The sequence below is a fragment of the Neorhizobium galegae bv. orientalis str. HAMBI 540 genome (assembly GCF_000731315.1).
In the GTDB taxonomy this organism is placed as follows: domain Bacteria; phylum Pseudomonadota; class Alphaproteobacteria; order Rhizobiales; family Rhizobiaceae; genus Neorhizobium; species Neorhizobium galegae.
Genome location: NZ_HG938354.1, coordinates 1,686,664 through 1,701,637, shown reverse-complemented (window position 1 = coordinate 1,701,637; position 14,974 = coordinate 1,686,664). Strand labels below are relative to the sequence as shown.

Genomic DNA, 14,974 nt, shown 5'->3' with positions numbered 1-14,974 from the left:
GCCTGATCTGACGCTAAGTTACTTATCGGTCTTCGTGACACCTTCGAGACGTGTCGTCTGGCTCGGATGCCCGACATAACCCTGCACACGGCTCGTCAGAACGATCGGCTCATATCGTTCGAAGAGCGGCAGAACAGCAGGCTTCTGGGCAACGAACATTTCCTGCATCTGAACGTAAAGCGCGCCGCGCTTCTTCGCATCCGGTTCCAGCGCAGCCTTGGCGGTGATGGCCGTCAGTTCGGGAATGTCCCAGCCGGAGCGCCATACGAAGTTGCCGGCATTGTTGGCCTTCAGCGAATTATCCGGGTTGCTCGAGAATTGCTCCATCGCGCCCAGGACATTCGGCATATAGGCACCCGTCTGCGGGATCAGGAGATCGAAATCTCGCGCTCGGTGCGCGGCGATGATATCCGCACCATTGCCCTGCATGATATTGACCTTCACGCCGATCTGGCCGAGCGACGCCTGGATCGCGGTCGCAAGATCGATGCGCGGCGTCTGGGCAATCGTCTTCAGGTTCACCGTGAAGCCGTCCTTGTATCCGGCTTCGGCCAATAGCGCCTTTGCCTTTGCCACGTCCAGCTTCCAATCCGGGCTCGGAATGGCAAATTCGAAGTTTTCCGGAACGGGAACCGTGCGTGCGCGGCCGTACGGCCCCATGATGGCCTTTTCCATGCCCTTGTAGTCGATGCCGTAGGCAATCGCTTCGCGGACCTTCGGGTTGGAAAGCGGCTCCTTGCTGGCGTTCATCGACAGGACATAAAAGCCTCCTGTCGGGACGCGCTGGATTTCATAACCCTGCTTGCCGGTGAAGGTTGCAAGGTCGGTTGCGGTCAGCGCGCTTGCGATGTCGATATCGCCACGCTCGAGCATCAGTCGCTCGACCTGGCTCTCAGGCACATGGCGAACAATGACGCGGCGCATCTTGGGCGGCCCTGCGACGTAGTTCTTGCTCGCATCGAGGATGACAATCTCATTCGGCGTCCACTTGTTCAGCGTGAAAGGACCCGAACCCGCCGAATTGGTGCGCAACCACGCATTGCCCCAGTCGTCATTGACGACATGGCTCTTCAGTTCCTTGCTGTCGACAACGCTTGCGATGACCATTGCCAGGCGATAGAGCAGAAGCTCGGAGGTGACCTCGCCGGAAAGGTCAATGCGCACGGTCTTTTCGTCTGGCGCCGTTACCAGCTTTTCGACATTGCCGCCGTTGTAGCCGACGCGCTTGAGATTGGCAGCCGCGGCCTGGTCGAGCTTCAGGAGGCGGGTGATCGAGTAGACAACGTCCGCGGAGGTGACCGGGTTGCCCGAGGCGAATTCCGCCTTGCGCAGATGGAACGTGATGCCCTTGTCGTCAATCTCCCACTTTTCGGCGAGTTGCGGAGAAATCTTTCCAGAACCGTCGGTGGAAACCAGGCGATCGTAGAGGTTTGCCATGATCTCGTTGGCTTTGGCTTCCGTTGCCTGATGCGGATCCAGCGACAGAACCTGGGCAAGCGAAGTCGCAATAACAAGCTGGTTGGCTGGTGTCTCGGCAAAGGCTGCCGGCGTGCCGAACGACATGACAGCGAAAGCGGCGCCGACGAGCAATCGAGTGCAAAGATATTTCATTGTAACTCCTCCCAGAGTTGACCAAGGGCATCGCCGCTTGTTTTAAGCGTTGTATGATGACTTAGCGGACTTTATGGGGGATGGCAAGCATTGCCGAAATAGCCCATCAGGCTGACTTCTGGACCTTCGGCAAGCCTCCCCGAAGATCTGCAGGGCAAGCTAGCCGCGGATAACCGCTTGATAATGCGCGTGATCACGCGATCTTTCGCGGAGAACCTCAAAGACTATCTGCCGGCCGTTGGAGTTGCCCCCGTGATATGTCCGTCCGCCCGTCTGAACGCCGGACCGCACGAAGATGCTCGACAGTCGATAAAAATCATAATAGGTCGTATGATATGTGAGAGGCTCGGGAGGATGTTAAAATGTATGTTGGCACACAAGTTGGCGCGAGAGATGATGACGACTACCGTGTTTTCGCTCAATTGGGGTTGAAACACATCTGCGCTGACCCGCCCGGCGCGCCTTCGAGCTGGAAGCTGGAAGATCTCGAGCGTCATCGCGACAAGATCGAAAGCTTCGGGCTGATCCTCGACATGATCCAGCTTCCACTTCCCTCGCAGCCCATCGAGAAGGCGTCCTATCCGGATATCCTCCTCAAGGGCCCCGATCGCGACCGGCAAATCGACGCGGTGTGCAGGTTGATCGAGGAAACGGCGAAGGCCGGCATCCCCTCGGTGAAATACAATCTCAACCTGATCGGCATCCCACGCACCCAGATGGAACCGGGGCGAGGCGGGTCACTCAACGAAGCATTTCGATGGGACAAGGCCGACCAGCAGGCCGAACCAGGCCTGGCGGGTGTGCTGTCCGAGGACGAAAACTGGGAGCGGATCGACTATTTTCTGGAACGTGTGGTGCCTGTCGCAGAGAGCAACAAGGTGCGGCTTGCCTGCCATCCGCATGACCCTTACACCCCGCCCGGCTACAAGGGCGTTACTCGCGTGCTCGGCACCGTCGAGGGTTTGAAAAAGTTCGTGCTGATGCGCGAGAGCCCCTATCACGGTCTCAATTTTTGCCAGGGCTCGATCGGCGAAATGCTGGACAATCCCGGACAAGAAATCGACGATATTATTCGTTGGTTCGGGACACGCGGCAAGATCTTCAATGTCCACTTCCGTAACATCGCGGGCGGAAAGCTGTCTTTCATGGAGACCTTTCCGGACGAGGGTGACATGGACATGGTGCGCTCTCTCAAAGTTTATAAAGAGGTCGGCTATCGCTACATGATCATGCCGGATCACGTTCCCACGATAAGTGGCCGCGATCCCACGGGCGTGGCCTTTGCTTTTTGCTACGGTTATATTGCAGCCTTGCTCGAGGCGATGAAATAGCGACTTCGACGGCCACGCATGCGCCACGAACGTTGATTGAAGCTTCCGAGCTTAGCGGCTCTTCGGGGTCAGCCCGTTTTCCGCAGAGCTCGGACTTTCATGGACTTATGTGGCAAATGCCACAAACCACCGCGCAGGCTCACGATGAGCGGCGGCGGTCATGTTCCGCCGGCCAAAAAGTCAATTGACTGGCTCCAGCCGTTGCCATGATGCAGCTGTGGCCTACCGCCTTCTCGGTCCTCCCGCCATTGCGCCGCCGGTACCATCGCCGCCGTCATTGTCGTCGTCATCCTCGAAGTCCACGGCTCGCGGTAGCCTGAGGCGATATCCTTCCCTATCGCCGACTTCTGGAAGAACGAAGGCATTGGTTTTGCGGAGCACAGAGATCGCTCGTGGAAGCGACGACCACTCGATCGCATGCGCGTAGCGCTGCGCGAAGTCGAGAGTCCTGATCAGAGCGTCTGGTACGCCGTGGTTGCTCATCAGATGAAGGCTCTCGAGGTAGTTCGATCTGAAGACCGTGGGGATGATGATCCTCGTTTCGCCCGGCCCAGAGAGTTCGGCGTTCATCATAACTCGGGCTAAGCGTCCATTCCCGTCTGCGAACGGATGCACCTCGGCGACGAGGAACATCATGAAGATCGCCCGGTCGAGAGGCGTGTCTAACCGTTGATAGATTTGAAACCCGCGCTGGAGGGTGCCGGCCACCTCCTCCGGGCGGACAAACGTCGTTGAGCCGGCCTTGTTGCCTACGGTTTTGAATTCGCCTGGACGCTTTCCCGGCCTGCCCTCCATTATTTTGGCATGCCGACGCTTCAACAACGCCCTGAACTCTTCGAAGTCCGTCGGGACTCGTCCCATGTCCTTGGGATCAGAGACAACGGCGAATGTGCCGAGAATGTCATGAGCGTCGGCGGGACGCTCATCGGGGATTTTACCATTGAAAATGATGTCCTCGGCCTCGTCGACCTCGAATTCGGTTCCCTCGATGAAGTTCGAGAAATAAGCCTCGAAAAATGCGAAGTTGACGACCTCGGATGCCGCGATCCGCGATGTCCGAGGAAGTTGTGGCCCCATGCCGCGAAGGCCGTCATGAAGGGCCTCGAAGAGTTTGACGCGGTTCGTGTCGAACGGCGTGCCTGAGGCGAACGCGATAGCCGAGGGCGCGGTCAGAACCACATCACGGGTGCCGAGGAGAGTGCCGATCATGCCGTCGAGTTCTGCAGCGTCATCCGACAAGCCGAGCAATTTCCCCGCGTCCCTGATCTGATCTCGAAGATGGTTCAGCCCATCCTCGCCGTTGCTTCGAAGGTACTTTGTGAGCTGCTCCTCGATCTCGAGACGGGACGCGGTCCGCGCGACGCCAGAGCGGGCACGAGACGGACGCATGTTTTCGATGAACGCTCTTGCGCGCGACGAGCAGTACAGGCCGTCCCTCATCGGAAAATCTCCTTCGATTCTTACGGTTCCGGCCCTCGCATGGAAGCTTATCCCTGGCAGCTCGACACTGCGCTTGGTGTCGGCGACGAGAAACACCCTGCCGTCTTGCGCCGGTTTCATCTCAAAAGCTGTGCGATCGGCGACCAAGCCTCCAGGGAAATAAAGCGCCGCGATCTTCCACACGTTCTGCCGGATCAAATCGGACGGATCGCCCCTGAGGTGCGTCGTATGGAGCCGATTGCCTAGTGGCCGTAGCTTGTTGGCGGCAACCGCGCGCGACACCCGTAGGGAATTTTCCGTTGTCGATAGTAAGAAGTCTGGGAACTCTGCCAACTTCTTCTCCTTACACACACGTACTGAGCGATTTTGAAAACTTTCATAGATTAATGGCTGGAAAATGAAAACTTTCGCAACTTAACGAAGTTGGTGGATAAGACCTTTCACCAACTTTAACAACGGCAAAATTGAGAGAACGAAAACTTTTCAAAATTAATGAGGCAGTTATAAAAACTTTTCAGACTTAAAGGCGCGGCAACATTTGTACAGGGACGGCGCAGACTTCCGATTTTTAGAAATGGGCTGTGCGGAGACGCAAATTTCGGCATCGATGTTAACGGCTGGAATCTAGTGGCATTTGCTACATAAGTCCGGACTTTCATGCGGCAATCCAGTCGGCTCCGTATGGTGGCGGATGGAATTGAGACGAATGCGCAACTTGGGCAGCAGGCTGGAATAACCGGCAGCCATTGCCAGGTTTAGGCCTGCGAAAGATATAGCTTGAGCAGACGATCGCCGGCCAAGCTGCTATTTCCAGCTTGTATAATCGCTTGCGACGCAGCCAAACGGCGCTCGATCATGGCCGAACCGTTTCTTCAGCTGGCCGCAGCCCCATTCGTTCAGCGGCGCCGGCATCAGGTTGTTGATATCCATCCCCGGGCTTTGAAACTGCGTGCTCGAACTCGTTACATACCAAAGCCAGAAACCGAACACGCCGACCACGATCACGAGCAGGGTGCCGAAAAACATCTGCAGCCGCTTGCCGATCGAAATCGTCTTTTTGACCTCATCGAGCAATACCGGCCCGTTCTGGTCGCCGTTAAACTGCACGAATGGGGCAAGTGCAGCGTCACGCTCGTCTCCAGTCAGTCCGATGCGTTGCAGGCGATCATCCAGAAGTACTGGCAAGGCGGTATTGCCGTGCCTGACAGCCAGCCCAACGGCCTTTCCATTCGCTTCACCCACGATCAGCGGCTCTTCGCCGTCCCTCATCCGTGTGTAGACCGAGCGCCCCGTCTTATCGCCAGCGAGCTTGTCGTTGTACGTGATATTGAGGATGTTTCGCTTCCGATCGAAAGCGGTGATTTCGACCGGCACCGGCTTCAGGAGCGCTGGCCGCCGCAGCTGCCGTTTGACACGCCAGATCCGCAGAGCCAGGAACAGCATTCCCAGGCTCATGCCGCCGAGCAGAGCGGTGAACAGGCCAAGGGTGATGATCCGATTCCAGAGCTTGTCCAGGCCAAGGCTCATGGTCGCCAGTTCCGGGTGATCGGTGGAGATCACAAGATCGGTCTCGTAGTCTCCCACATGAAAGTCTACGAACATGATCTCCACATCGGAGCTGTAGTTTCGTCCGTTGTAACTATAGACGAGCCGCGCCTCGCAATCGGTGAAGATGGCCTTGCGGGTCGTGCATCGCCCGTTTTGCACATCCCCGTCTTCCATCACCAGCGGGTTCCGGCTGATCTGGAAATCGCGCAGGACCCCCGGCGCTTGCCAGAGGAGCAGGAAAACCGCCAGTGCAAGAATGATGGGGGTCGACCAGAAGTAAGCTCCAGGTGTCGAGATAACGTCGCGGGCGATTGAGAGTGGGCGGTTCGGCAAAATGAGCGCGGGCATAACGGCTTTCAACTATGTAGATCGACGGTTGATTGGACTGATCTCTAGTGTCGCATCGGTGAGGCAATCTGCTTGTTATAGTGCCTCTTCAAAAAATCCCGCCTTGGTTAGGACAATTCATCGATTCGCGGAATAGATGTTTTCCCGCTTATTCGCCTATAGGTAGCCGCCGCCGTCGGCACCGCGAAGACCGACAACACGATTTTGGATGAAAGGAAGCCGATCTTGCGAAGCTGGTGATCGGTTGGAACCCCGGCTTACCGAGCGTTGCTTTCGCAGCGACCGGGCCGAGCGGCTGAAGGCACTCAAATCGCAATTCGGTTCGAGGACCTCGTTATCGGCGCTGGTCACGAATGTGCGACTACGCGGCGGCAATGTCTCCCGCCCCGATGCCGGCGATCCGTTGCAGGTCTTCGATTGCGCCGGGACCGGCTGCAAGAACCGGAGCGCCCCTGGTCAGCCGTTCGCCTTCGGCCGGAAACGGCAGGTGCCAGCCGCCCGCTTCCTTGACGATGCAGTAGCCGCCGAAGCAGTCCCAGGCGTGCATGTAGGGCTCGTAATAACCGACGAGACGACCGGCGGCGACATAGGCGAGCATCAGCGCGCCGGAGCCGAGCCGCACAAAGTTACCGCCGGCTCCAAGCAGATCGGAGACGATCTTACCAACCGAAGCGGGGGTGACGTGATGGTTGGCGCCGATCCCTGTCAGCGCGTTGCGGATGGTCTTTTTCGGATCGAGCGACAGCGGCTTGCCATTGAGCGTGGCGCCCTGCCCGGACGAGGCGGAATAGAGTTCGTCATGACAGGGTACATAGATCACGCCCACCACCGGCACCTTGTCGTGAACCACGGCGATCGAGACACACCAGTTCGGCATGCCGCTGACGAAGGGGCTTGTGCCGTCGATCGGATCGACCACCCAGGTATAACCGGAGCTTCCCCCGACCAGACCATATTCCTCCCCCAGAAATCCGTCCTCGGCGAAGCCGTGGGAAACGCGATCGCGAATGAGGTTTTCGACTTCCCGGTCGGCGATCGAGACGACATCCTGGGGGTCGCCCTTGGTTTCGATGACCAGGGTCTCGCGCTTGCTGAAATAGTCGAAGGCGACTTTACCGGCCGCCAATGCGATCTCTTCGGCCAACGCGTGTCGGTCCCTGATTTCCCGTTCATGTATATTCATGACAATATCCTTGTCGTCATTCCGCGATGATGGCGATGCCCCGGTTCTTCAAGCCGATCGCGACTTGAGTCCCGGGGGCAAGGGGACGGTCGACCGACGGGTCGACGATGAACAACGTCCCGCCACTCGTTTCCGCCTCGTATTCGATATGATCACCGAGATAGGCCGCATGGCTGATTCGCCCGGAAAAGGCAGCGCTCTCGGCGGGCTCCACGGTGATCGCGCTCGGTCGCACGGCGAGCTTGCCGCGACCTGTCTTGGCGCCGCGCGCCGGCACGACATGCCGCAAGCCCTCGATGCTGACCGTCGCGTGCGCGCCCGAAATGTCGATGATCTCGCACGGCACGACATTCGCCTCGCCAATGAAGTCGGCGATGAAGGTCGAAGCCGGCGCTTCATAAAGTTCACGCGGGCTGCCGGCCTGGGCAATTTCTCCGTCTTTCATGACGATGATCTTGTCGGAGACGGCCAGCGCCTCGTCCTGATCGTGGGTCACGTAGACGGCGGTGAACTGCAGCCGCTGCTGCAGCTCGCGGATTTCCGTGCGGACGCGCCGGCGAAGGCGAGCGTCGAGATTGGACAGCGGCTCGTCGAGCAATAGCACCTGCGGTTCGAGCACCAGCGCGCGGGCAACGGCGACGCGCTGCTGCTGACCGCCGGAAAGCTCGGCCGGCAGGCGGCGACCCATGCCGGCAAGGCCGACGAGCTCGAGCCCGTGCTCGGCCTTCTGGCGCGCGTCCTTCTTGCTCAACCCGGAGGATTCCAGCCCGTAGGCGACGTTGTCGAGCGAGGTCATATGCGGGAAAAGGGCATAGGACTGGAAGACCATGGAGACGTCGCGCTCGTTGGCCGGCAACATGGTCACGTCCTTGCCGCCGATCAGGATGCGGCCGGAAGTCGGATGTTCGAGGCCCGCCAGGATGCGCAACGTCGTCGTCTTGCCGCAGCCGGAAGGTCCGAGCAGCGTCACCAGCGTGCCGGGCTCGACGGTCAGCGACAGGTCGTGGATGGCGGTAAAAGCGCCGAATGTCTTGCGGACATTCTGGAAGACGACCGAACCAGGGCTGTGGATCATGCGGCTTTCTCCTCGGAAAAGGCGGGGATTGTTTGGCTGGCAATGCCGGCGACGCGGTTTTCGCGCCTCAGCCGCCGTTCGCCGACGATCAGCTGGAAGCCGGCAATGACGCCGATCATCACCACGATCAGCATTGAGGAATAGGCGATCGCCACGCCATATTCGCCGTTCTCGACCAGGCCGACGATGTAGGATGTCGCCATGTTGTATTGGGCGCTGACGAGGAAGACGACGGCGCTGATCGAGGTGATGGCGCGCACGAAAGAATAAACCAGTGCCGCGGTGATCGCTGGCCGCAAGAGCGGCAGGATGACCTTGCGAATGGTACGAAAGCTGTTGGCGCCCAGCGTCATCGAGGCTTCGTCCAGGCTCTTGTCCAGCTGGCTCATGGCAGCGATGCCGCCGCGCACGCCGACCGGCATGTTGCGGAACACGAAGCAGGCCACGAGAACCAGCGCCGTGCCGGTCATTTCGAGCGGCGGCAGGTTGAACGCCATGATGTAGCTGATGCCGATAACCGTGCCGGGAATGGCAAAACTCATCATCAGCGCGAATTCGAACAATTCACGGCCGGCGAATTTCTGCCGGACGATGACGTAGGCAGTCGCAAGTCCGACGGCGGCGGTGAGCGGAGCCGAGATGAGAGCGATTTCCATCGTCGTCCAGAACGAATTCCAGGCGACGCCCGTCCAGGCGATCGATCCGTCGCGCATGGTGACGGAGAAGGCCTTGGTGTAGTGGGCGAGCGTCAGCGTGTTGTCGAGGCCCCATGTCTTCACGAAGCCGCCGAAGATGATCATGCCGTAGACGACCAGCGTGAAGATCATCCACGGAATGACGATCGCATGGACGCCGATGGAAAGGCCGCGGGGTAGCGCAATGTGCGAGCCGCTATCGCCCTTGCCGGTGACGGTCGCGAAATTCTTGCCGGAAAGCCAGACACGTTGGGCAAGGAAAGCCGACAGCGTGAAGCAGAGCAGGATCATGGCAAGCACGGCGGCGCGGGACGGATCGTTCTGCGAGCCGACGACAGCGAAAAAGATTTCGGTCGAAAGCACGCCGTGGCTGCCGCCGAGCACCAGCGGATTGCCAAAATCGGCCATGCTTTCGATGAAACCGATCAGGAACGCATTGGCGAGGCCGGGCTTCATCAGCGGCAGCGAGACCCGCCAGAAGGTGCGCCAGCGGTTGGCACGCAGGGTCTGCGAGGCTTCCTCCATCGACGGGCTGACACCCTCGACGACGCCGATCAGCACCAGGAAGGAGATCGGCGTGAAGGAGAGGACCTGGGCGATCCAGATGCCGGTGAGCCCATAGAGCCAGCGGCTCGGTTCGACGCCGAAGAGCGACGAAAGCTCCTGGGTGACCACGCCGGCGCGCCCGAAGAGCAGGGTGAGTGCGAGGCCGATCACGAAGGGCGGCGTGATGATCGGCAATACGGTCAGGAGCCGCAAACCCTTCTTGAACGGAAAGCGGGTGCGCGTCGCGACCAGCGCAAAAGCGAGCCCAAGGGTGGTCGAGCCGGCTGCGGTCAGGATCGCCAGAAACAGCGTGCGCCAGGCAATCCCGCAGCGTGCCCCGCCGATCAGGCAATCGAGGCTCCAGATCGACGAGTCCGCGATATTGCGGCTGAAGCCGTCGAAGTTCGCCGAACCGTCGAAATCCTGGAAGGCGCCGATGAACATGCTGCCGATCGGGTAGAAGACGAAGACGGCGACGAGGAAGACAAGCATGGAAATGGTCGAAACGACGAATGCATCGCCACGCATGGCGCCGCGTTCGGCAAGGCCGAAGGAGAAGATCAGCACGAAGGAAATCGAAGCAAGAACCGCACCGGCGCCCATTGAGGACTGGCCATCGGCAATCTGGCCGAACAACGTCTCGCTGATGGTCCAGGTCCATCCGGTGGCACCGATCGCAAGCCCCTGCAAGGCAAGGAACAACACGCCGAATCCGCCGGCCCAGGCGAGAATTGCGCCGCGCCTCATGGGATCGGCAACGAAACGTGCGACGAGCGCCACGGCGAGGGCGAAAAGCACGGCCAGCAGCCACCAACGGCCGTGCGTGGTCATCTGCAGAATGCCCGGCGCGACCGCATCCGTGCGCGGAAAGTCAGGCAGCCACGAGAAGGAAAAGAACCCCTTCTCGATCCGGTACCACGGCAGGACAATCGTAGCCGCAATGCCGAGGGCCAGCACGATGTCCAGTCTGCGGTTGCGATTGTCCATGGCCGGCAGTGACCTTGCTTAACAGGAGAACAGGTCCGCCGCACCGGGACGAGCCCTGGCGCGGCGCAACGATTGACGTCAGTTGGCGTTCGCGCCGATTTCCTTATCCCAGCGCTCCAGGAGCGTCTTGCGGGTGTTCGGATCGCCGTATTTGGCGAAGTCATAGTCGATCAGCTTGATGTCGGAGAATTTCGGCGATTCCTTCGGCACTTCTGCCTTGGAATTCGACGGCAGCTGGAATGACTTGGCTTCCTTCATATGCGACTGCACATCGGCCTTCAGCGCCCAGTCGTACCATTTCTTGGCGTTCTCCAGATTACGGGCGCCCTTGACGATCGACATGGAGCCGATTTCGTAGCCGGTGCCTTCGCATGGCGCGACCGATTTTACCGGGAAACCTTCCACGGCAACTGCCACGGCATCGTGCATGAAGACGATACCGATCGCGGTTTCGCCGCGGCCCGCGGCCTTGACCGGAGCCGAGCCGGACTTGGTGTATTGCGAGATGTTGGCGTTAAGCTTCTTCAGGTAGTCGTATGCCTTGTCCTCGCCCATGATCTGTACGAGCGTTGCCAGTGCGGTATAGGCGGTGCCGGATGAATTCGGGTTTGCCATCTGGATCTCACCCTTGAAGGAAGGATCCAGCAGGTCGGCCCAGCATTTCGGCTCCTTGTAGTTCTTCTGCTTGAAGCGGTCGGTATTGTAGCCCCAGCCGAGTGCGCCGGCGTAAACGCCGACAGTGCGGAAGCCCGAGGCCTCGGCCTGCTTTTTCGCCCAGTCGTTGAGCTCTCCGAGCAGCGGCGACTTATACTCCTGGGTCAGCCCCTCGGCGGCGGCCTGCAGATGCGGATCACCGGTGCCGGCCCACCAGATATCGGTTTTCGGGTTGCGCGCTTCGGCGCGTATCTTGGCATAGGTTTCGCCGGACGACAGGCGGACCATGTTCACCTGGATGCCGGTTTCCTTCTGGAACATCTGCTGCATCATTTCGCAGATGACGACATCAGCGGAGCAGATGAGATTGAGTTCTTCGGCCGCACGGGATGCCGTGGCATTCGTCATAAGACCAGCCGCGAGCGCAGTCGCAGCCATAAGAGCAAGGCGCATGATTAATCCTCCCAGATTTGGTGACGCCTCCACATCACCCGCTTTGCAAGCGTGTGCAATGGTTCCACGTACTTGCATCGCTTGTCAATAACCTATCGCTGAAGAATTCCAGCGGCATTGGCTGGCCCCATCATATATTTGTTGCACTCGTTTGCAAAAATAGGCATGAGATGGGCAAGGGAGGGGTGGCGATGAGCCGCAAGATTTTCGTCAGCGCCAAGGAGGTCGCCGATCGGGCAGGTGTGTCCCGGTCCGCTGTGTCGCGCACCTTTACGCCCGGCGCCAGCGTGTCGGACGAGACGCGCCGCCGCGTCACAGAGGCCGCCGAAGAACTTGGTTATCACGTCAACCACCTCGCGCGCGGACTGATGCGTAATGAAAGCGGCATCGTCTGTCTGATCGTGTCGGAAATGGACACGCCCTATCGTGCCAGGCTCGTCCGCGCGCTGACCCAGCAGCTTCAGGTTACGTCGAAGATCGCCATGCTGATCAATACCGACCGTTCGGACGACAGCGTCGATCAGGCATTGCGGCAGGCGATCAGTTATCGCGCCGATGCCTCAATCATTCTTTCCGGGATGCCCGACAAATCGATCACCGACCTCTGCCTGAAGAGCGGCCAGCGCCTCGTGCTCATCAACCGTGACGAGGATCGGGAGGGCGCGCTGATGATCAACCTCAATGACCGGCAGGCGGCGCGACGCGCCTTCATCGCGCTGTTGCGGGCCGGTTGTCGCAGTTTCGCCTTTGCCAATTCAGAGGCGATGACGCCAAGCCTGATGGCGCGCGAGGAGGGGTTCTGCGCCGCCGGCCGCGAACATGGTTCGAGGTTACGGTGGAGCGTTTCGGCCCGACGACCTACCAGAGCGGCGCGATGCTGGCGCAGCGGCTTCTCACCCGCGAAAAGCGGCCGGATGCGATCTTCTGCGTCAACGATCTGCTGGCCTGCGGGCTGATGGATGCGGCCCGTCACCAGTTCAACATCGCCATCCCCTCGGATGTCTGCGTCATCGGCTTCGACGACATCGAGCAGTCGTCCTGGTCTTCCTACAACCTCACCACTTTCGCCCAGCCGATCGATCGAATAGCGACCGAAGCCGTAGCCTGGCTTGACCGCCTGCCCGCGGAACTTGGCAATTCTCAGAAGATGCACGCCGAACTGGTTTGGCGCGGATCGGTTCGGGGCGGCTGATTGCGATGCCGCGTTTAAGAGCGGAGCGAAAGATCGAAGCAATCAGACTGCAAGTTGGTTCGAAAGGCGATCCAGGTCCTCCGAGATTGCTTTTGCCGCGGATTTCAGGATGGGGGCATACCGCTCGCAAGCTTCCTGCTCCGACTTGAATGCCGATTTGAAGTAGGTCAAACCGATGCTCGCCAGCACCCGATCGCCTTGACCGATGATGGGTACGGCAATCGTGTTGGAGTTTTTCGGCTCCACCAGCGATGACCTGACGGCATATCCATTTTCATGCACCCTTCCCACGAGCCTCTTCAGCTCGTCGGGATGATGGCTAAGGGCGTTCTCCGGATCGTCCGAGCGCTTCAGGACACCGATGATCAGTTCGAATTCTTCCTTGTCCAGAAAAGCCAGATAGGCAAGGCCGAGGCCGCGGGTGAGAAGGTTCAACCGTTTGTTGACCGTGCTGTGGAACGGCGAAATGAAACTGTCCGGCACGGTGCTGAAACGTACCACCATCCTGTCATAGTCCGGCAACGCAATCGCCACCGGCCACTTGTGCTGCCGGGTCATTGCGATCGCCCATGCGCGCCCGGCTTCCACGACCAGAGGATCCTTGTGAAAACCGGAACTTAAGGAGGTTACTAGCGCGCTGACATGATAGCCGCCCTGCCGGGGATCGTTCTCGACATATCCCGCATCTTCAAGAGTGCGCAGGATGCGAACGAGAGTTGGCTTGGGAAGTTTCGTCCGGGCGTGCAGTTGCGCGATCGTGTTGATTGGCTGCAGGTTGAGTTCCTGCAGAACGGTCATCGCGCGTTCGACAGCTCGAATGCCCATGGATCCTCCTCCCGTAGCATCTTGGCGACCGTTTCGTAACGCGGAACGACCGCCAAGACAAGTTGTCGTTTCCCGGGGTCACGCTTTACCAGAGCCTAGTTGATTACAGGGGAAGACCATGGCTTCGGCAGACGATGCAAACCGCAATAGGGAACAAGTCCGGCAGCTTATCGCTGGCATAGACGATGACGTGGCCAATGGTCTGTTGAAGGGCGCCATCGACCTTCACGTCCATTCCGGCCCGTCGACCATGCCGCGAAAGCTCGACCACATGGAGGCAGCCGACGAAGCGGCGGCGGCCGGGATGCGCGCCGTGTTGTTCAAGGATCACCATTATTCGGTGGCGCCCGTCATTCCGATGATGGAGCGTTTGTTCGGAGACCGCGGGCTGTCGATGTTCAGCGGCCTGGTTCTCAACAATTCGACGGGAGGGCTAAACCCGTTCGTCGTCGACGCCCAGTTGAAGATGGGTGCCAAGCTGATCTGGATGCCAACGGCGCAGGCGGGCAACCATATCCGCAGCGCGCATCGCAAGACGCGGCTGGCAACCAATGTCGAGCTCCGGCCCTCTCCGGCGCTTACCGTTGTCGACCCCTATGGAAAAATCCTCGACGAGGTGAAGCAGATTCTGGACCTCATCGCCGAATTCGATGTGATCCTCTCGTCGGGCCATCTGCATGTATGGGAAATCTGGAAGCTCTTCGACGAGGCGCGCTCACGTGGCGTCAAGCGGTTGCTCGTCAACCATCCCATGTACGGCCTGCATTTCACGTATGAAGACGTCCGCGACTTGGCCAAGCTCGGCGCACTGATCGAGCAGTCCGCCGGGCTTTATGTGGATTCCCGCTTCAACACCTACACGCCCGAGGAGCTCAAGGAGCATATCCTTGCGGCCGGTGTCGAACATTCCTCGATCGGGTCCGATCTCGGGCAGGTGGACAATCCGACGCCGGTGGAAGGCATGCGTCAGGCCATCAAGCTTTGCCTGGCGCTCGGCTTCAGCGAGGCGGAGGTGCGGACCATGGTCGCAGACAATCCCGCCCGCCTGCTCGGATTGACCGGCTGAGCGCCGGAACTGTGGTCGAA

Annotated in this window: 10 protein-coding genes and 1 pseudogene; 3 read left to right on the top strand and 8 right to left on the bottom strand. The window is 59.5% G+C overall.

Features of this window, described 5'->3' with window-relative positions; all coding sequences use genetic code 11:
• Positions 1-18 precede the first annotated feature (18 nt).
• On the bottom strand, positions 19-1,563 hold the full coding sequence (locus tag RG540_RS30560; RefSeq protein WP_407668990.1) for an ABC transporter substrate-binding protein: 1,545 nt from the start codon (positions 1,561-1,563) through the stop codon (positions 19-21).
• Positions 1,564-1,973: 410 nt separating this feature from the next.
• On the opposite strand from RG540_RS30560, the gene RG540_RS30555 reads away from it, so the two are divergent.
• Positions 1,974-2,942 (top strand): mannonate dehydratase, encoded by a 969-nt coding sequence (locus tag RG540_RS30555; protein ID WP_041366123.1) that lies wholly within the window; start codon positions 1,974-1,976, stop codon positions 2,940-2,942.
• A 222-nt stretch (positions 2,943-3,164) separates the two neighbouring features.
• Here RG540_RS30555 and RG540_RS30550 read toward each other — a convergent pair whose 3' ends face one another.
• The 6 genes from RG540_RS30550 to RG540_RS30525 form a co-directional block, all read right to left on the bottom strand.
• A complete protein-coding gene (locus RG540_RS30550; protein ID WP_065814460.1) occupies positions 3,165-4,715 on the bottom strand; it encodes a Fic family protein in 1,551 nt (516 codons plus the stop codon).
• A gap of 471 nt (positions 4,716-5,186) precedes the next feature.
• Positions 5,187-6,278 carry a hypothetical protein gene (locus RG540_RS30545; protein WP_041366122.1) on the bottom strand — a complete coding sequence of 364 codons (1,092 nt, stop codon included), beginning with the start codon at positions 6,276-6,278 and terminating at the stop codon, positions 5,187-5,189.
• A 361-nt stretch (positions 6,279-6,639) separates the two neighbouring features.
• Positions 6,640-7,461, bottom strand: coding sequence for an inositol monophosphatase family protein (locus RG540_RS30540; protein ID WP_041366121.1), 822 nt, complete (start codon positions 7,459-7,461; stop codon positions 6,640-6,642).
• A 16-nt stretch (positions 7,462-7,477) separates the two neighbouring features.
• The gene (locus tag RG540_RS30535) at positions 7,478-8,536 is read right to left on the bottom strand and encodes an ABC transporter ATP-binding protein (RefSeq protein ID WP_041366120.1); all 1,059 of its coding nucleotides are present in this window, start codon (positions 8,534-8,536) and stop codon (positions 7,478-7,480) included.
• Positions 8,533-10,764, bottom strand: a complete 2,232-nt coding sequence (locus RG540_RS30530; RefSeq protein ID WP_041366119.1) for an ABC transporter permease — start codon at positions 10,762-10,764, stop codon at positions 8,533-8,535. Before RG540_RS30530 ends, RG540_RS30535 begins: the two co-directional genes overlap by 4 nt.
• Positions 10,765-10,842: 78 nt before the next feature.
• Positions 10,843-11,871 carry an ABC transporter substrate-binding protein gene (locus RG540_RS30525; protein ID WP_041366118.1) on the bottom strand — a complete coding sequence of 343 codons (1,029 nt, stop codon included), beginning with the start codon at positions 11,869-11,871 and terminating at the stop codon, positions 10,843-10,845.
• Positions 11,872-12,062: 191 nt separating this feature from the next.
• Between RG540_RS30525 and RG540_RS30520 the strand changes: the two are divergent.
• A pseudogene (locus RG540_RS30520) lies at positions 12,063-13,063 on the top strand (LacI family DNA-binding transcriptional regulator).
• A gap of 42 nt (positions 13,064-13,105) precedes the next feature.
• On the opposite strand, the gene RG540_RS30515 reads toward RG540_RS30520, so the two are convergent.
• Positions 13,106-13,888, bottom strand: a complete 783-nt coding sequence (locus RG540_RS30515; RefSeq protein WP_040125559.1) for a helix-turn-helix domain-containing protein — start codon at positions 13,886-13,888, stop codon at positions 13,106-13,108.
• A gap of 118 nt (positions 13,889-14,006) precedes the next feature.
• Here RG540_RS30515 and RG540_RS30510 point away from each other — a divergent pair, with 118 nt between their 5' ends.
• The gene (locus RG540_RS30510) at positions 14,007-14,954 is read left to right on the top strand and encodes a DUF6282 family protein (RefSeq protein WP_080725148.1); all 948 of its coding nucleotides are present in this window, start codon (positions 14,007-14,009) and stop codon (positions 14,952-14,954) included.
• Positions 14,955-14,974 lie beyond the last annotated feature (20 nt).